Source organism: Solimonas flava DSM 18980 (assembly GCF_000426685.1).
In the GTDB taxonomy this organism is placed as follows: Bacteria; Pseudomonadota; Gammaproteobacteria; order Nevskiales; family Nevskiaceae; genus Solimonas; species Solimonas flava.
Genome location: NZ_AUFV01000016.1, coordinates 1 through 16,356 on the forward strand (window position 1 = coordinate 1; position 16,356 = coordinate 16,356).

At 69.4% G+C, this 16,356-nt stretch carries 19 protein-coding genes; 13 read left to right on the forward strand and 6 right to left on the reverse strand.

Annotated features, from left to right (window positions below):
* The 6 genes from K343_RS25335 to K343_RS0115870 form a co-directional block, all read left to right on the forward strand.
* The coding region (locus tag K343_RS25335; RefSeq protein WP_211226323.1) for a transposase at positions 1-179 on the forward strand (179 nt) is incomplete at its 5' end.
* A gap of 188 nt (positions 180-367) precedes the next feature.
* A complete protein-coding gene (locus K343_RS24665) occupies positions 368-907 on the forward strand; it encodes a hypothetical protein (protein WP_154662615.1) in 540 nt (179 codons plus the stop codon).
* 505 nt (positions 908-1,412) lie between these two features.
* Complete coding sequence (locus K343_RS0115855; protein WP_028008910.1) at positions 1,413-3,068, forward strand: outer membrane protein assembly factor BamB family protein; 1,656 nt, start codon at positions 1,413-1,415, stop codon at positions 3,066-3,068.
* A 43-nt stretch (positions 3,069-3,111) separates the two neighbouring features.
* Positions 3,112-3,381 (forward strand): YcgL domain-containing protein, encoded by a 270-nt coding sequence (locus tag K343_RS0115860; RefSeq protein ID WP_043112968.1) that lies wholly within the window; start codon positions 3,112-3,114, stop codon positions 3,379-3,381.
* A gap of 101 nt (positions 3,382-3,482) precedes the next feature.
* Positions 3,483-3,767 (forward strand): hypothetical protein, encoded by a 285-nt coding sequence (locus K343_RS0115865; protein WP_028008912.1) that lies wholly within the window; start codon positions 3,483-3,485, stop codon positions 3,765-3,767.
* Positions 3,764-4,432 carry a glutathione S-transferase gene (locus K343_RS0115870; RefSeq protein WP_028008913.1) on the forward strand — a complete coding sequence of 223 codons (669 nt, stop codon included), beginning with the start codon at positions 3,764-3,766 and terminating at the stop codon, positions 4,430-4,432. The genes K343_RS0115865 and K343_RS0115870 overlap by 4 nt, the downstream gene beginning before the upstream one ends.
* 80 nt (positions 4,433-4,512) lie before the next feature.
* On the opposite strand, the gene K343_RS0115875 is transcribed toward K343_RS0115870, so the two are convergent.
* The 3 genes from K343_RS0115875 to K343_RS22505 form a co-directional block, all read right to left on the reverse strand.
* A complete protein-coding gene (locus tag K343_RS0115875) occupies positions 4,513-4,884 on the reverse strand; it encodes a VOC family protein (RefSeq protein ID WP_028008914.1) in 372 nt (123 codons plus the stop codon).
* A gap of 81 nt (positions 4,885-4,965) precedes the next feature.
* On the reverse strand, positions 4,966-5,670 hold the full coding sequence (locus K343_RS0115880) for an MBL fold metallo-hydrolase (protein ID WP_028008915.1): 705 nt from the start codon (positions 5,668-5,670) through the stop codon (positions 4,966-4,968).
* A 166-nt stretch (positions 5,671-5,836) separates the two neighbouring features.
* Positions 5,837-6,430, reverse strand: coding sequence for an outer membrane beta-barrel protein (locus tag K343_RS22505; RefSeq protein ID WP_051278566.1), 594 nt, complete (start codon positions 6,428-6,430; stop codon positions 5,837-5,839).
* 235 nt (positions 6,431-6,665) lie between these two features.
* On the opposite strand from K343_RS22505, the gene K343_RS0115890 reads away from it, so the two are divergent.
* The 6 genes from K343_RS0115890 to K343_RS0115915 all read left to right on the forward strand — a co-directional run bounded on the left by K343_RS0115890 (position 6,666) and on the right by K343_RS0115915 (position 12,635).
* On the forward strand, positions 6,666-7,745 hold the full coding sequence (locus tag K343_RS0115890; RefSeq protein WP_028008916.1) for a sensor domain-containing diguanylate cyclase: 1,080 nt from the start codon (positions 6,666-6,668) through the stop codon (positions 7,743-7,745).
* An 87-nt stretch (positions 7,746-7,832) separates the two neighbouring features.
* Complete coding sequence (locus tag K343_RS0115895) at positions 7,833-8,741, forward strand: oxidoreductase (RefSeq protein ID WP_028008917.1); 909 nt, start codon at positions 7,833-7,835, stop codon at positions 8,739-8,741.
* 97 nt (positions 8,742-8,838) lie between these two features.
* On the forward strand, positions 8,839-9,294 hold the full coding sequence (locus K343_RS0115900) for a YybH family protein (RefSeq protein WP_028008918.1): 456 nt from the start codon (positions 8,839-8,841) through the stop codon (positions 9,292-9,294).
* An 18-nt stretch (positions 9,295-9,312) separates the two neighbouring features.
* The gene (locus K343_RS0115905) at positions 9,313-9,711 is read left to right on the forward strand and encodes an NINE protein (protein WP_020650748.1); all 399 of its coding nucleotides are present in this window, start codon (positions 9,313-9,315) and stop codon (positions 9,709-9,711) included.
* Positions 9,712-9,859: 148 nt separating this feature from the next.
* Positions 9,860-11,794, forward strand: coding sequence for an OPT family oligopeptide transporter (locus K343_RS0115910; RefSeq protein WP_028008919.1), 1,935 nt, complete (start codon positions 9,860-9,862; stop codon positions 11,792-11,794).
* Between the two features lie 61 nt (positions 11,795-11,855).
* Positions 11,856-12,635, forward strand: coding sequence for a hypothetical protein (locus K343_RS0115915; protein WP_028008920.1), 780 nt, complete (start codon positions 11,856-11,858; stop codon positions 12,633-12,635).
* A gap of 6 nt (positions 12,636-12,641) precedes the next feature.
* Here K343_RS0115915 and rssA read toward each other — a convergent pair whose 3' ends face one another.
* A complete protein-coding gene (rssA, locus tag K343_RS0115920; RefSeq protein WP_028008921.1) occupies positions 12,642-13,607 on the reverse strand; it encodes a patatin-like phospholipase RssA in 966 nt (321 codons plus the stop codon).
* Between the two features lie 49 nt (positions 13,608-13,656).
* Entirely contained in the window at positions 13,657-14,757 is a 1,101-nt protein-coding gene (gene dinB / locus K343_RS0115925) for a DNA polymerase IV (protein ID WP_028008922.1), read from the reverse strand.
* Positions 14,758-14,851: 94 nt separating this feature from the next.
* Here dinB and K343_RS0115930 point away from each other — a divergent pair, with 94 nt between their 5' ends.
* Complete coding sequence (locus tag K343_RS0115930) at positions 14,852-16,099, forward strand: hypothetical protein (protein ID WP_154662616.1); 1,248 nt, start codon at positions 14,852-14,854, stop codon at positions 16,097-16,099.
* Positions 16,100-16,187: 88 nt separating this feature from the next.
* Here K343_RS0115930 and K343_RS24170 read toward each other — a convergent pair whose 3' ends face one another.
* Positions 16,188-16,352, reverse strand: coding sequence for a DUF1328 domain-containing protein (locus tag K343_RS24170; RefSeq protein ID WP_028008924.1), 165 nt, complete (start codon positions 16,350-16,352; stop codon positions 16,188-16,190).
* Between the last annotated feature and the right edge of the window lie 4 nt (positions 16,353-16,356).

Below are 16,356 nucleotides of genomic sequence, written 5' to 3' on the forward strand. Positions count from 1 at the left end.
GCCGCGAAGGCCGCTTGCTCTACAGCCGACGCCTCGGCATCGTCGAGCCCGTCTTCGGCAATCTGCACACGCACAATCTGCGGCGCTTCACGCTGCGCTCACGACGTAAAGTCGATGTGCAGTGGAAGCTGTTTGCGCTGGTGCACAACGTGCAGAAGCTGCGCGACAAGGCGGCGTGAGAATGCACTTGGAAAGCGAGTGCATGCGCAGTATCGTCAGTCGATCCAAAACGGGCTTCGAGACAACACATGCCTGACAGAGCCATCGCCTTCGCCATGAATCGCTCTGAAGACGCGATCGCAGATAACCGTGTCTCGCGCGGCGTTTTTCTACAGCCTCGTTGGGCACCTAGGAGGTTGGCATCTCGATGAAGATCAGTTCGGCAATAGTCTCGGCGTCTTTGCTCATTGCTGGTCCTGCGTACTGCTGCCAAGCAGACGGAGTGTATGGCTTCGCCTTCGGATCAAAACCTTCTCGGCTGGGTGAGAAGCTGTACGGAAACTACGCCTCGGTTTGGTACGTCGCCAAAGCTCCCGAACCGGATCCTCGTTTCGACAGTTACGAGGTTCGGCTGGATACAGAAAAGCGAGAGCTATTAGAGGTTGTTGCAGTTAAAAAGACGTACCACTTACCTGCCGACGGCGCCAAGTATTCTCCTGAAGAAGTAAAAGAAGGCAAAAGGCTTTCGCGAGAGTTCGCCGTACAGTTCATCGCCACACTGCCTCCTCGCTTGCAAGCATCCTTGGTTGATAAGTACGGAGCGGGCAACTGGGAGGGAGAGGCTGAGGAGGGGTTTCACATGAGCGTCAGCGCATCTACTCCGTACAAGGTCACTGTGTCGTGCTTAGACAACAAGAGAGAATGGGCTATCGCGCGTCGAGTCATGCCTGAGTTGTTTAAGAAATGAGCCGCAGGTCTGAGTGCAGTGGCCCAACCATGCCTACATGGACTCCTCCCGCAAGCCCGCAGATGAAGTGAATCGCTGATCGCTGGCGCACGAAGGTGGTTGCAGCCGTACATTCGGCTTCGTCGAGGGCCTGCGTTGCAGGCCGAGCCTTCATGGAAATCCGCGCCGGGAGCGCCACACGTTCGCAACGAGCTTTGCCGCGCTCACGCTGGCTATCGGCTTTGTTTCCCGGACGGTCCGACCGTCTACGCCATGATCCCGCCTCCGGCGGTTCTGCCGCTGAACCTGGGCGTCGCGGAGCCTCGCCGATCCGTCATGCCATCTCGATAGATCTCACGTCGAGCCCCGTCGACACGCCGAGACCGCGAACGCGCGCATGTCGCTGTGCGAAATCAGCGCGCGCCCTTGTCGCCCGGACGCGCAACACTGGAGCGGACCGACGAACGGCGCCGCGCGAACGCATTCGCTGACTATCGTGGCGCCACATTCCGGCCGGAAGCCCCGCATGCGCCAGCCCCTGTTCGTCTTCACCCTCCTGTCGCTGGCGCTGGCGGCCATCGCGCCGCCGGCGGTGGCCGCCGCCTGTGCCGAAGCGCTCGACGTCGCCGCTCCCGTGCTCGCCAATGGCTTCGCCGCCGACCGGCGCAACACGCGGCGCTATGCCTCGGCGATCACCGCGGACAATGTGGCGACGCTGCGGCTCGCCTGGATCGACGTCGCCGCTGGCAGCACCGAAAAGCGCGGCACGCCGGCCGTCACCGAGCAGGCGGTGTTCTTCTCGGCCGGGCGGCGGATCGTCGCCGCCGACCGGCGCAGCGGCTGCCGCTATTGGGAGTACGAGATTCCGGCCAAAACCACGCCGCTGGTCGGCAGCAACGCAGTGCGCTCGTCGGCGATCTACTTCGTTGCTCCCGACGGCGACCGGCCGGCGCTGGTGCTGGCCGGCGACTTCTACGGCAACTTCTACGCGCTGAACGCCGCCGACGGCCGCCTGCGCTGGTCGCGCTTTCTCGGCACCGAGCGCGATCACCACATGATCACCGGCGCACCGCAACTCGCCGACGGCAAGCTGCTGGTGCCGGTATCGAGCAAGGAAGTGCTGTCAACGATCGTCGAGCTGCTGCGCCCCTGCTGCAGCAGCCACGGTCTGCTGCAGGCGCTCGACCCGTACACGGGCACGACGCTGTGGACCTACCACGCCACCGCCGACGCGAAATACCAGTTCGGCAGCGGCAAGATGGCGCCGAACGGCGTCAGCCTCTGGGGCACGCCGGCCGTCGATCTCGCGCGACGCCGCATCTACGTCGGCACCGGCCAGAACCTGACGCCGCCGACGACCGACAACAGCGACGCGGTACTCGCGCTCGATCTCGACAGCGGCGCGCCGCTGTGGACGTTCCAGGCCACCGCCGGCGACGCCTTCAACGTCGGCTGCGAACTCAACGCGCTGCTCGGTTTCGACTGCGTGCGTCCGGGCGGGCCGGACTTCGATTTCGGCGCGCCGCCGATGCTCGTGCACACGAGCGCCGGCGACGCGGTGATCGCCGGCGCCAAGAACGGCGTCGTCTACTCGCTCGATCCGGACCGCGGCACGCCGAACTGGTCGCGCCGCGTCGGCGCCGGCGGCACGCTCGGCGGCATCCACTGGGGCATGGCCAGCGACGAGGCGCGCGTCTACGTTGCGGTCAGCGACGTCACCACGCGCAAAAGCTCGGGCCTCAGCATCGGGCAGCGGCTGGAAAAGGCGCAGATCACGCCGGTCGAGGGCGCGCGGCCGGGCATCTACGCGCTCGACGCGGCCAGCGGCGCCTTGCTGTGGGAAACGCATCCGACGCATCTGGCCGACGGCGTGCCGACACCGTCGATCTATTCGGCGGCGCTGAGCCTGAGCAATGACCTGCTGTTCGCCGGCGCACTCGACGGCGAGCTGCTCGCCCTGCGCGCCAGCGACGGCACCGAGCGCTGGCGCTACGCGAGCGCGGTGCCGGTCACCGGCGTCGACGGCAGCGCCGGCAACGGAGGCACGATCGATTCGGTCGGGGCGATCGCCGCCGGCGACAATCTGCTGCTCAATTCCGGCTACGACACCTTCGGCAGCCGCAACGCCTACCAGGCCGGCCCCGGCAACGCGCTCTACGTCTGGCGCCTGCCGCCGCCGTAGCCGCGCCTTGCCGCAGCGCGCGCGGCTCGCGGACAATGCGCCGATGCGCACCCCCTGTCTCATCTACCGTTGTGCCAAGCAGGACGAGATGTATCTCTACCTGCGCGCCGATCTCAGCCTCGACGACATTCCGGAAGCGCTGCGCCAGCGCACCGGCCGGTTGACCGAAGTGATGAAGCTGGAGCTGACGCCGGAGCGCCGTCTCGCGCGCGCCGATGCCGCCACAGTCATCGAGCGCCTGCGCGAAACAGGCTACTACCTGCAGATGCCGCCGCAGGCGCAGATCAAGGCGCAGCTGTACTTCGGCGACTGACGCGCAACGCGGCGACGCGACTTGCGGACGCCGGCGTTTGCCGGAACACTGCGGCCGACACCGGCCATCGTTCCGCCCGGCCGGCCCGCCAGGAGACCCGCATGCCGCGCGCCCAGATCATCGTCCACCTGCCCTCACACCGGCGCACCGCGCTGAAGATCGAGGGCGACACCCGCGAAGCCGAAGAAACCTACGACGGCCAGATCGGCGCCTATCTGGAATTCCTGAAGCGCGAGGCGCTGGCCGCCGGCTTCCAGATCGAAACCGACGAGCGCGACTGGGGCCCGATCTTCACCATCGACGAGCTCGACCACGACGCCAAGAAGGCCGCGCACGACTGGCTGAACACGCAGCCGGACTTCTGGAACTGGCTGCCGTCGGCGTGATCGTCGTCCACCACCTCAACAACTCGCGCTCGCAGCGCGTGCTATGGCTGCTTGAGGAACTCGGGCAGCCATACGAGGTGCGGCACTATCAGCGCGATCCGAAGACCCTGCTGGCGCCGCCGGCACTGCGCGCCGTGCATCCACTCGGCAAGTCGCCGGTCATCACCGACGGCCAGGTCACGCTGGCCGAGACCGGCGCGATCATCGAGTACCTGCTGTCGCGCTACGGCAACGGCCGCCTGCAACCGGCGGCCGGCTCGCCGGAATGGCTGCGCTACCTGTACTGGATGCACTACGCCGAAGGCTCGCTGATGCCGCTGCTGGTGATGCGTCTGGTGTTCGGGCGCATCGCGCCGGGCACGCCGGCGCTGCTGCGACCGGTGGCGCGCCTCATCGTGCGCGGCGTCGAGCGAGCCTTCATCGCGCCGAATCTCGACACGCATCTGGCCTACGTCGACCGCGAACTCGGCCGCGACGGCTGGTTCGCCGGCAAGAAGTTCAGCGCCGCCGACATCCAGATGAGCTTTCCCTGCGAGGCCGCCGCGGCGCGCGGCGGCCTGCGCGGCCGCTGCCCGCACATCGCCGACTTCCTCGAACGCATCCATGCGCGGCCCGCCTATCTGCGCGCGCTGGACCGCGGCGGGCCGTACACCCTGCTCGACTGACGCGCGCAACGCGTGCCCGTGCGCGACACGGCCCGACCGGCGCGACGCCGTCGCGCGCGGCCGGCCGCGGCACGGACGCTTCAGCCCTTCATGCAGAAGAAGTTCAGCTTGTTGCCGTCGAGATCTCGGAAATAGCCGGCGTAGAAGCCGCCGCCGCGATCGCCCGGCGCGCCCTCGTCGCGGCCGCCGAGTTCGAGCGCCTTGCGATACAGGCGGTCGACCGTCGCCGGCGAATCGGCGGCCAGGCCGATCATCGTGCCGTTGCCGACCGTCGCCGTCTGGCCGTCGTACGGCTTGGTGACGCCGAAACCGGGCGCCTCCCTGCTGGTTCCCCAGGCGACGAAACGCTCGGTCTGCATCGTCCGCCGCGCGCCGAGTTCGGCGAACAAGGCATCGTAGAACGCCGCCGCGCGGTCGAGATCGTTGGTGCCGAACAGGGTGTAGCCGATCATGGAAGCTCCTCTGGTTTTTCGTTCGTGTAATGCCGCCGCGGCGGCGGGCGCCATCGTAGCAGGACGCCCGCGCCGCGCCGCTCAGGCTGCCTTCGGCTGTCCGCAGGCGAGATTGGCCGGCACGGCGATGTCCATCAGCTTGGGGCTGGCGAGCTTGAGTCCGCGCATCAGCGCGACGTAGTCGGCCTCGCCGCGGCCGGCAATGCGCGGGTTGTAGCGCTTCTCCTCACCGATCGACGACACCGTCCAGCCCTTGTAGTCGTGCGCCGGATAGACCAGCGTCTCGTCGGGCAGACGGAACAGGCGGTTGACGATCGAATCCCAGGAGCGCTGCGGATCACCGTTCTGGAAATCGGTGCGGCCGGTGCCGCGGATCAGCAGCACGTCGCCGGTGAACACGGCGCGCGGCCGGCCGGGTTCGAGCACGAAGCTGAACGAATCGTCGGTATGGCCGGGCGTGTAAAGCGCCTGCAGACGCAGGCCGTCGACTTCCAGCACCTCGCCGTCGCCCACGCGCTGCGACACGCATTCGGCGCGCGTCTGCGCACCCATGACGGTGACGCAGCCGCTGGCATCGCGCAGATCGCCGAGGCCGGTGATGTGGTCGGCGTGCGTGTGCGTGTCGATCGCGCGCACCAGGCGCAGGCCGAGCTGCTCGACCGCCTGCAGGTACTGCGGCACCTGCTCCTTGACCGGATCGACGATCAGCGCCTCGCGTCCCGGGGCGGACGCCAGCAGATAGGTGTAGGTCGAGGAAAGCGGATCGAAGAACTGGCGGAAGAGCATGCAAGGCACTCGCGGGAACCGGCGCGACGGCCGGCAGGGGCCCCGATCATCGCAGCCGCATCCGCTGCCGCACGATAGGCGATCCGCCGACGTCGGCGTCGGCGGATCGCCATCGGCGCGCGCCGCTCACCCGGATGCAGGCGCCGGGGTCCCGCGCCGCCGTGCCTCAGAAATTGAACTGCAGGTTCAGCGACGCCGCGTCGATCCGCGTCTCGACGTGATCGCCGTCGAGATCGTAGCGCTCGTATTCGGCGCGCAGGTCGACCGCCTCGCCGAGCGGCACGCGCAGGCCAAGGCCCCAGAAGAAGTCGGTGCCGTCGTCGCTCGCACGCAGCGTGTCGCTCAGGCCACCGCGCACGTGCGCGTCGGTGTTCCAGAACAGTGCGCCGGCCTTGGCATATGGCTGCACGTAGCGCAGCGGCAGGTCGGCGACCAGCGCCGCCGTCCAGCCGTCGGCCTCGGCGCGCGCCGTATTGCTTTCGGCGTCGCCGAAATCGACGTACTGCCCCTCGATCGACAGCACCGGATTGAAGCGGAAGCCGGCGAGCGCCTTCCACGACACGCGGTCGTCGTCGAAGTCCTCGTCGTCGGTCGGAAAGTCCGCGGTGCTGTAGAACTCGTTCTTGGCACGCGTGTAGATCGCGCCGCCACCGGCGAAAAAGCCAGGCTCCTTCTGCGCGTAGTCCTGAGCGGCGGCGGGCAGCGCGACGGCGGCGCCGCCGAGGGCGAGCAACGGCCAGATCAGCTTGGACGACTTCATGGGCAGATTCCTCCTTGAACCGGAATGACGAAACGCGCTTCGCTCGCGAAGCGCCGGATCACCTTGGCCCGCCGGCTCTGAATCGACCCTGAACTCGCCTCGTCGCTGCGCTTGCGCGCAGATGCATGACAGGCGCAGGACCGACGCGCGGCATGCGCGAAACGCCTGTGATCCACTGCGCGGCGCACGGCGCGATCCCCTGTGCGACCGCCATCGGGGCTGTCACACTGTGGCGATGCCGCACTCCCCCACCCACGCGCGCGATCCTGGCGCCGATGCCGACGAACAACGCTTCGTGCAGCGCGTCTATCGGCTGCGCGTGCTCGGCCTCGGCCTCGGGGCCTGCGCGGTCGCCTCTGTCTTTCACGAGCTCGGCACCGGACCGCTGAGCTGGGCCGGCATGCTCGTGCATGGTCTGATCTGGCCGCATCTGGCGGCCTGGCGCTCGCGCCACGCCGCCCATCCGCAGCAGGCCGAGTTCCAGAATCTGGTCGTCGACTCGGCGCTCGGCGGCGTGTGGATCGCGATCATGCATTTCATGCTGCTGCCGAGCGTGCTGCTGGCGACGATGCTGTCGATGGACAAGCTCGCCGTCGGCGGCTGGCGCTTTCTCGCCCGCACCGCCGCGGCGCAATTCACCTGCGCCGCGATCACCGGCGTGCTGCTCGGCTTCCCGATCGAATTGCAGGCTTCGCTGGCGGTCGTGGTCGGCGGCCTGCCACTGCTGATCGCCTATCCGCTCGCCGTCAGTTCCGCCACCTACGGCCTGGTGCGCAAGGTGCGCCGCCAGAACCGGCAGCTCGCCGAGCAGAGCCGTCACGACGCGCAGACCGACCTGCTGAACCGTTCGCACTGGGAGGACGCCGTCGAGGCCGAACTCGAGCGCATGCACCGCCATGGCGGCACGGCATCGCTGCTGATGATCGACATCGACCTGTTCAAGAACATCAACGACCGCCACGGCCCGGTCGCCGGCGATCAGGTCGTGCGCGGCGTCGCCACGATCGTGCGCGACAGCATCCGCAGCGTCGACGTCGCCGGCCGCTACGGCGGCGACGAGTTCGCGGTGCTCCTGGTCGGCACGCCGCTGGCGGGCGCGCTGCAGGTTGCCGAGCGCATCCGCCACCGCGTCATCGAAACCAGCTTCGATGCGGTGCTCAAGGCCAGCTGCACGGTGAGCATCGGCATCGCCCAGCGCGACGACGCGACCCACAACACGCGCGCCTGGGTCCGCCACGCCGACGCCGCGCTGTACCAGGCCAAAACGCACGGGCGCAACTGCGCGAGCGCGATTCCGGCGCCGATCGCCGCCTGACGCGGCCCGTCCGTTCGCACGAGGCGGCCGTCGCCGGCGCTGCGCACGATGCGCCCGCGCATGTGCGCGCACAACACGGACCCGCCGATGTCGCGTTCCTGGTCACCGTCCGATATTCCGCCGCTCGCCGGCCGCACCGCCGTGGTCACCGGCGCCAATCGCGGCATCGGCCGCGAGCTCGCGACCGCGCTGGCGCGCGCCGGCGCGACGGTCGTCGCCGGCTGCCGCGATCCCGCGCGCATGGAGGCGACGATCGCCGCGATCCGCAGTGCCGCGCCGCAGGCGCGACTGCTGGCGCTGCCGCTCGATCTCGCCGACCTCGCCTCGGTGCGCGCGTTCGCCGCGCGCGTGCTCGCCGAGCACCCGCAGCTCGATCTGCTGTGCCACAACGCGGCGGCGATCATGGTGCCGCAGGGCCGCACGCACGACGGCTTCGAAACCCATCTCGGCACCAATCAGCTCGCGCCGTTCGCGCTGACCGGCCTGCTGCTCGACGCACTCGGTCGTGCGCCGGCGGCGCGCGTCGTCGGCACCGGCAGTCTCGCGCACCGTCTGACCCCGGGCCTCGATCTCGACGATCCGCATTTCGAGCGACGGCCGTACCGCGAGATGGACGCCTACGGCGCCAGCAAGCTCGCGGCGCTGGTCTACACGTTCGAACTCGACCGCCGCCTGCGCCGCGCCGGCTCGCCGATCGTCGCGCTCGCCGCACATCCGGGCTACACGGCGACCAATCCCGACTTCGGCTCGTTCTTCATGCGCCTGTCGACGCGTCTGTTCGCGCAGCCGCCGGCGGGCGGCGCGTTGCCGGCGCTGTACGCGGCAACCGCCGCCGACGTGCGCGGCGGTGACTATTTCGGGCCGTCCGGCTTCAAGGAACTGCGCGGCGCGCCGCGCCGCGTCGAAGCGCGCGCCGAGGCGCACGACGCCGCGCTCGGCGCACGGCTCTGGCAGTGGTCCGAAGAGGCCACCGGCGTGCGCTATCTCGACGTCTGAGCCGCGCCTCGCGCCGGCCTTGCACAGACCCGCGGCGCGCACGCTATAGTGCCCGCCACGGCGCCCTTCGGCGCCGTTGCCGTTTGGGAGGTCTGTCATGCATCTGTCGCTCCGCGCCGGCCTCGCCGCCGCGCTCTGTGTGCTGTCCTGCGCCGCCGCGGCCGGCGAGACGCGCAGCCCGCGCGAGGACGTCGCCGACACCGAGCGCGCGTTCGCGCGCACGATGGCCGACCGCGATTTCGCCGCGTTCGGCAGCTTCGTCGCCGACGAAGCGATCTTCGTCGGCAGCGACTGCGAGCCGCTGCGCGGCAAGGCCGCGGTGCTCTCCGGCTGGAAGGCCTACTTTGCCGAAGCGGCGGCGCCGTTCTCGTGGCAGCCAACGCAGGTCGAGGTGCTCGCGTCCGGCACGCTCGCCATGAGCCGCGGACCCGTGCATGATCCCGACGGCAAGCGCATCGGCGGCTTCAGCTCGATCTGGCGCCGCGAAGCGCCCGGAGTCTGGAAGATCGTCTTCGACCAGAGCCTCGCGCTGGCGCATTGCACCACCCCCTGAACCGATACGGAGAACGCGATGAACGATTCGAAGAGCCATAGCCTGCTGCTCGGCTACGTCCTGTGGATCTTCGGCTTCATGGGCGCGCACCGCTTCTACTACGGCCGCCAGATCAGCGGCACGATCTGGTTCTTCACGCTCGGCCTGTTCTTCGTCGGCTGGATCGTCGACCTGTTCCTGATTCCCGGCATGGATCGCGACGCCGACATCCGCTACCGCAGCGGACCGAAGGACTACTCGGTCGCCTGGCTGCTGCTGACTTTCCTCGGTGTGTTCGGCATCCACCGCTTCTATCTCGGCAAATGGGTCACCGGTCTGATCTACCTGTGCACCGTCGGCCTGTTCGGCATCGGCATCCTCTACGACTACTGGACGCTCAACGGCCAGGTCGACGAGATCAACGCGCACGGCGGCTGAGCGCGCGTCCGGTTCGCGCATTCGCGGCGGGAAAATCCCCCAGGCGCGCGCCGAAGGGCTCATCACCGCGGCGAGCCATGACACAATCGGCGCCATTGCAGCCGCCTGCCGGCCGCGTTCCGACTGCATCCGATTGGGAGTGAAAATAATGAGCGCACCCGCGCCGGCCGTTCCGCAGCTGACGCTGCGCGCGGTCATCCTGTCCGTGATCCTGGCGATGATTCTCGCCGCCGCCAACGCCTATCTCGGCCTGTTCGCCGGCCTGACGATCGCGACGGCGATCCCGGCGGCGGTGGTGTCGATGGCGGTGCTGCGCGTGCTCGGCGGCGGGTCGATCCTCGAAAACAACATCGTGCAGACCGGCGCCTCGGCCGGCTCGTCGATCGCCGCCGGCGTGATCTTCACGATCCCGGCGCTGATCATTCTCGGCTACTGGCAGGACTTCAAATATTCGTGGGTGCTGGCGATCGCCGGCCTCGGCGGCCTGCTCGGCGTGCTGTTCTCGGTGCCGCTGCGCCGTTCGATGATCGTCGAGGAGCCGCTCGCCTTCCCCGAAGGCAAGGCCGCCGCCGAAGTGCTGAAGGCCGGCGAGAATCCGGGCCCGGGCATCCGGATCCTCGCGCTCGCCGGCGCGATCGGCGCGCTGGTCAAGCTCGCCGCCGCGTCCGGCCTGCGCGCGATCCCGGACGCCGCGATCGGCGCCACGTTCTTCGGCCGCTACTTCGCGTTCATGGGCACCAATCTGTCGCCGGCCCTGCTCGGCGTCGGCTACATCGTCGGCCTCAATGTCGGCATCGTCGTGGTGTCCGGCTCGATCCTGTCCTGGCAGTTCGCGATTCCGATCTACCACGCCTTCTTCCTCGGCAGCGATCCGGCGCTCGCCGAACGCATCGCCGGCGCCGACGCGGAGACCGTCGGCTACGCGATCTGGTCGGCGAAGATCCGCTACCTCGGCGTCGGCACGATGCTGATCGGCGGCATCTGGACGCTGTTCTCGCTGCGCAAGTCGCTGGTCTCCGGCATCCGCTCCGGACTCGCCGCGGCGCGCAAGGGCAGCGGCGCCGTCATCGCCGAAACCGAGCGCGACCTGCCGATGAAATGGATGCTGGTCGCGCTGGTGCTGTTCGTGCTGCCGCTGGCCTTCCTCTACCAGAAGATCGTCGGCCAGTGGTCGGTCGCGATCCCGATGACGATCATCATGATCGTCGCCGGCTTCCTGTTCGTGTCGGTGTCCGGCTACCTCGCCGGCCTCGTCGGCTCGTCGAACAATCCGGTCTCCGGCATCACCATCGCCACCATCCTGTTCGCCTCGCTGGTCCTGCTGCTGCTGCTCGGCCGCGGCTCGCCGATCGGTGCCGTCGCCGCGATCATGATCGGCGCCGTGGTCTGCTGCGCGGCCGCGGTCGGCGGCGACAATCTGCAGGACCTCAAGGCCGGCTACATGGTCGGCGCCACGCCGTGGAAGCAGCAGCTGATGTTGGCGATCGGCGCGTTCTCGTGCGCGCTGGTGATGGCGCCGGTGCTGAACCTGCTCGCCGCCGCCTACGGCATCGGCGCGCCGACGCCGGAGCATCCGAATCCGCTCGCCGCGCCGCAGGCGACGCTGATGGCCTCGGTCGCCAAGGGTCTGTTCGGCGGCCAGCTGCCGTGGACGATGATCGCGATCGGCGCCGTGATCGGCGCGCTGGTCATCGCGCTCGACGAATTCCTCAAGGCGCGCGGCACGCACTTCCGCGTGCCGGTGCTCGGCGCGGCGATCGGCATCTACCTGCCGCTCGAACTGATGGTGCCGATCTTCCTCGGCGGCCTGCTCGCGCATCTGGTCGAGCGCAAGCACGGCGTGCGCATCGACGATCACGACGCCAGGGATCGCATCCACCGCCCGGGCACGCTGTTCTCGGCGGGGCTGATCACCGGCGAGGCGCTGACCGGCATCCTGATCGCGATCCCGATCGTGGTCTCCGGCCGCGCCGACGTGCTGGCGCTGCCGGCCGGCCTGCAGTTCGGCCAGGCCGTCGGCCTCGTCGTGCTCGCCGCCGTCGCCTGGCTGCTGTACCGCACCGCCGCCAGGACCAAGCTCTGATGCCGCGCCCCGCGCCGCCGCGTTCAGCGGCGGTGCGGGCGCGCCCGGCACACTGCGCGCGATGAACCTTCGCGCGCTCCTCGCCGCCGCCCTGCTCGGCGCCGCTCTCGCCCCGCCGGCCCGTGCCGACGCCACGCTCGACTACGTCGATGCCGGCAACGACGCGCCGCAGGGCCGCCTGTTCGTCGGCGGCGGCAAGCTGCGCATCGACATCGCCTACGCGCCGGGCCATCACTACGTGGTCGTCGACCCGTCGGCGCGCACGCTGACCCAGATCAACCCGCAGGCGCGGGCGCTGGCGACGGCCACCGCCGAGCAGGCCCAACAGCTGATCGCCGGCCTCGACGGCGCCGCCGACCCGGCGGCGCAGCCGCTGCTGCAGCTGGCGCTCGGCGGTCTCGATGCCGAGCAGCGCGCGCAAGCCGAAGCGCTGCTGCGCCAGTCGCGGCGCGAGGCGGCGATCCCGTACGCGAAGACCGGCGCGCGCGAACGCGTCGCCGGCATTGCCTGCACCCTCTACACGCAAAAGCTCGACAGCGGCGAACAGCGCAGCCTGTGTCTGGCGGACTATCCGGACCTCGGCCTCGACGCCGCCGACGCGCGCACGCTGCAGGCGGCGATGGCGCTGCTGCGCCAGACCGGCGGGCCGTGGCTGCCGCTGGCGCGACTGCCGGGCCTGCCGCTGCGCTACGCCGGCAGCTTCGGCGATCCCGCCTACGCCGGCGCCGGCCGTCTGCGCGCGATCTCGCGCCAGCCGCTGTCCGCCGCCGTGTTCGCCGATCCGCCCGCTTACCGCATCATTTCGCTGTTCGAGATGCTGGCGCTGCTCGGCGCGCCGTAGGCGCGCTCAGGCCGGCGGCGCTGCGCCCACCGCCGGCGCCGCGGCCGCAGCGCCGCCCGGCGCAACGCCGGTCCACGCGCGGATCTCGGCTTCGTGCAGACGCACGAGCCGCCGTCCCTCGTTGATCGCCTCGTCGGCGCGATGGAAGTCCATCAGCGCGAAGTCCTCGAGCCGCGGCTGCAGCGTCACCTCCGGCGGATCGCCGGCCATGCGCGAGCGCGTCAGGCGGTCCTGCATGATGTTGACGCTGGAGGCGACCGCGTCGAAGAAGCTCGGCGTATCGCCGCTGCTGCTCTGCAGATAGGTGACGACCTTGTGCCAGAAGCTGCGGTTCTTCTCGTCGCGCCGCTCTTCCTCGCCGGCTTCGCGCTGCGCCTCGAGCCGGCTCGCCATCGACATGTGGCTGCCGACCAGCTGCGTGTTGAGGTTGACGGCGATGACGACGTCGGCGCCGAGCGCACGGCAGGCCGAGACCGGCACCGGATTGACGAGGCCGCCGTCGAGCATCCAGCGCTCGTTGTGCTTGACCGGCGTGAACAGGCCGGGGATCGCGCAGGAGGCGCGCGCCGCCGCCCATACCGGGCCCTTGCTGATCCAGATTTCGCGGCCGCTCTTCATCTCGGTGGCGACCGACACGAAGCGCTGTTCGAGATCCTCGATGTTCGGATTGGCGTGCTGCTCGTTGAAGAAGCCGAACAGGCGCTCGCCCTTGACGAAGCCGCCGGAGAACGTGAAGTCCATCAGGCCGACGACGTCGCGCACCGTGAGCTTGCGCACCCAGTCGGCGAACTCGCGCAGCTGGCCGGCCACGTAGACACCGCCGACCAGCGCGCCGACCGAAGTGCCGGCAACGACCTGCGGGCGGATGCCCATTTCCTCGAGTTCGAGAATGATGCCGATGTGCGACCAGCCGCGCGCCGAGCCGCTGCCGAGGGCCAGACCGACGACCGGGACCTGATGTTCGGATTTCATGCGCGGATACCGGCGAAGACGCTGGCGCTATTGAAGCAGAAAGCCGCGCTCACGAGGCTCGCGCGCCGAACAGGTCGGGCTGCAGCTTCGGATCGTCGGCCTCGTGGAAATTGGCCAGGCCGACGCCGACCAGCCGGTACAGCGTGTCGGGCGCCACCGCCGGATCCTCGGCGATGCGCTCGCGCAGCAGCAGCGCACAGGCGAGCAGATCCTGCGCCGACGCCGGCGGCTGCGGCGGCGTCAGGCTGCGCGTGAGGATGCGGAACTCGCGCGTCTTCAGCTTCAGCACCACGGTGCGCGCGATGCGCTCGGTCTTGCGCGCCGCCGTCCAGGCCTTGTCGGCGAGTCGCGCAACGTGCGCGTCGAGCGCGGCCAGCGGCAGGTCTTCGGCGAAGGTGTCCTCGGCCGACACCGACTGCGTCGGCCGGTCCGGCTGCACCGGATGATCGTCGATGCCGCGCGCCAGCTCGGCGAGGCGACGGCCGTAGCGGCCGAAGCGCGCTTCGAGCTGCGCAGCCGGCAGCGCGCGCAGTTCGGCGACGCTGCGCACGCCGAGCGCGGCGAGGCGCTCGTCCATGACCTTGCCGACCCCGGGCAGGCGCGCGACCGGCAGCGGCGCGAGGAAATCGAGCACGTCCTTCGGACGGATCACGAACAGGCCGTCGGGCTTCTTCCAGTCCGAGGCGATCTTGGCGAGAAACTTGTTGGGCGCCACGCCGGCCGAGGCGGTGAGCTGCAGGCGCTCGCGGATCTCGGCGCGGATGCGCTGCGCGACTTCGGTCGCCGACGCCAGCTGCTGCTTGTTGTCGGTGACGTCGAGATAGGCCTCGTCGAGCGACAGCGGTTCGACCCGGTCGGTATGCGCCAGCATGATCTCGCGCACCTGTCGCGAGACGTTGCGGTAGCGCGTGAAGTCGGGCGCCACGAACACCGCCTGCGGACACAGGCGTTCGGCGCGCACCGCCGGCATCGCCGAGCGCACGCCATAGGTACGCGCTTCGTAGGAGGCGGCGCAGACCACCGAACGCGCGCCGCGCCAGGCGACGACGACCGGTCGCCCGCGCAGCGCCGGATCGTCGCGCTGCTCCACGGACGCGTAGAAGGCGTCCATGTCGACGTGGATGATCTTGCGGACGCGGACCTCGGACATGCGGGCGTATGATGCCCGCATGGCGACGATTCAGGAACGGTACATCGCGCCGACACCAGGGTATGGATCGCGCAGGCAGACAGGACTTCGACGAATGTCGCGAAACCGGACCGGCGTGAAGGAAGGCGCGGCACTGCCGTGGCGCACCGCCATTCCCGTATTCATCGCCTGCAGCCTCGGCGCCTGCGCCGCGCATCGGCCGCCGCCGCAAACACGGCCGGCCCCTGCAGCGCCGGAGATCTCGCAGGTCCGTCCCGAGCCCGCGACGCCGCCGGCTGCCGACCCCGCGCTCGGCGGACGCGCCGGGCCGCCGCCGCAGTCGGCGCAACCGAAGGTCTACGAAGCCGACGCGCGCGGCGAGGTGCCGGCCAGCGGGGTCGTGCCGAAGGCGGCGGCGGAAGCGAATGACCCGTCCACGCTCGACCCGAGCCATTTGTGCGACCAGCGGCCGCCGCAGCTCGAGCAGGCGATCGACACGGCGCGGCGCCGCGTCGAGGAAATGGTCTGCAGCGCTTCGATGTGGTTCGACGGCCTGTTCGGCGATCGCTACTACCTGCACGAGTCGCGCCGCGTCTACGGCAGCATCGAGCTGTCGGAGAACTACTCGCAGTTCTACGGCAACAAGGTGCGTCTGCGCTTCGACGCGCGGGTCGACCTGCCGAACCTCGACAAGCGCCTGTCGGCCTTCATCGGCCGCGACGACGAGGACGACTTCATCAGCGACCGCTTCGACAACACGACACTGCGCAACAATTTTCCGCAGGTGCGCGACCACGACCGCATCTTCGCCGGACTCGGCTACAGCCTGCCGAGCAACCGCCTGCTGCAGACCAGCTTCCGCGTCGGCGTGCGCGGGCTCGCCAGTCCGGAAGCCTTCGTGCAGGGTCGCCTGCGCTACCTGCCGTACGCCGACGACCGCAACCTGCTGCAGATGCGCGCGACGCCGTTCTGGACGACCAGCGATCATCTCGGCATCACGCTCGGCGTCGACTACAGCCGTGTGCTCGCCGAGAACTATCTGGCGCGCTGGAGCAACGTCGGCACGTTCTCGCAGTCGATCCAGGGCTTCGGCTGGCGCTCGACCTGGACGCTGTATCAGGCGCTGCGCTCGATCAAGAGCGGTCTGGCCTACGAGCTGTTCGTGCGCGGCGAGACCGGCGACGACGTGCCGCTGCACGAATACGGCGTGCAGACGACGCTGCGCCATCCGCTGCTGAACCAGCGCCTTTACGTCGAATGGGTGCTCGGCTACAGCTTCCCGCGCGAGAACATCGACGACGACCGCCGCGGCTCGGTGCTGCTCGGCGCCGGCGTGCAGATGCCGTTCGGGCAGCGTCGCTAGGGATCGTCGAGCGGCGGCACCCCGCGCGGACGCAGAGCGGCCGCGGGATGCTCGCGCACCCCGCGGCCATTCTGCGGTCAGGACATTTTCAGGAAGTACGGCGACGGCCGAAGATCAGCGAGCCGACGGCCAGTACCAGGAAGACGAGGAACAGGATCTTGCCGATCGACGCGGCGCCGGCGGCGATGCCGGAGAAGCCGAGGAACGCGGCGATCAGCGCGATCACGAAGAACACCAGGGCGTAATGCAACATGGCG

Coding starts and splice junctions, on each gene's coding strand:
- K343_RS0115930 (WP_154662616.1), top strand. CDS start 14,852: ATGTCGCGAAACCGGACCGGCGTGAAGGAAGGCGCGGCACTGCCGTGG.
- rssA (WP_028008921.1), bottom strand. CDS start 13,607: ATGAAATCCGAACATCAGGTCCCGGTCGTCGGTCTGGCCCTCGGCAGC.
- K343_RS0115880 (WP_028008915.1), bottom strand. CDS start 5,670: ATGCTCTTCCGCCAGTTCTTCGATCCGCTTTCCTCGACCTACACCTAT.
- K343_RS24170 (WP_028008924.1), bottom strand. CDS start 16,352: ATGTTGCATTACGCCCTGGTGTTCTTCGTGATCGCGCTGATCGCCGCG.
- K343_RS22505 (WP_051278566.1), bottom strand. CDS start 6,430: ATGAAGTCGTCCAAGCTGATCTGGCCGTTGCTCGCCCTCGGCGGCGCC.
- K343_RS0115855 (WP_028008910.1), top strand. CDS start 1,413: ATGCGCCAGCCCCTGTTCGTCTTCACCCTCCTGTCGCTGGCGCTGGCG.
- K343_RS0115875 (WP_028008914.1), bottom strand. CDS start 4,884: ATGATCGGCTACACCCTGTTCGGCACCAACGATCTCGACCGCGCGGCG.
- K343_RS0115905 (WP_020650748.1), top strand. CDS start 9,313: ATGAACGATTCGAAGAGCCATAGCCTGCTGCTCGGCTACGTCCTGTGG.
- dinB (WP_028008922.1), bottom strand. CDS start 14,757: ATGTCCGAGGTCCGCGTCCGCAAGATCATCCACGTCGACATGGACGCC.
- K343_RS0115910 (WP_028008919.1), top strand. CDS start 9,860: ATGAGCGCACCCGCGCCGGCCGTTCCGCAGCTGACGCTGCGCGCGGTC.
- K343_RS0115900 (WP_028008918.1), top strand. CDS start 8,839: ATGCATCTGTCGCTCCGCGCCGGCCTCGCCGCCGCGCTCTGTGTGCTG.
- K343_RS0115865 (WP_028008912.1), top strand. CDS start 3,483: ATGCCGCGCGCCCAGATCATCGTCCACCTGCCCTCACACCGGCGCACC.
- K343_RS0115890 (WP_028008916.1), top strand. CDS start 6,666: ATGCCGCACTCCCCCACCCACGCGCGCGATCCTGGCGCCGATGCCGAC.
- K343_RS0115915 (WP_028008920.1), top strand. CDS start 11,856: ATGAACCTTCGCGCGCTCCTCGCCGCCGCCCTGCTCGGCGCCGCTCTC.
- K343_RS0115860 (WP_043112968.1), top strand. CDS start 3,112: ATGCGCACCCCCTGTCTCATCTACCGTTGTGCCAAGCAGGACGAGATG.
- K343_RS0115895 (WP_028008917.1), top strand. CDS start 7,833: ATGTCGCGTTCCTGGTCACCGTCCGATATTCCGCCGCTCGCCGGCCGC.
- K343_RS24665 (WP_154662615.1), top strand. CDS start 368: ATGAAGATCAGTTCGGCAATAGTCTCGGCGTCTTTGCTCATTGCTGGT.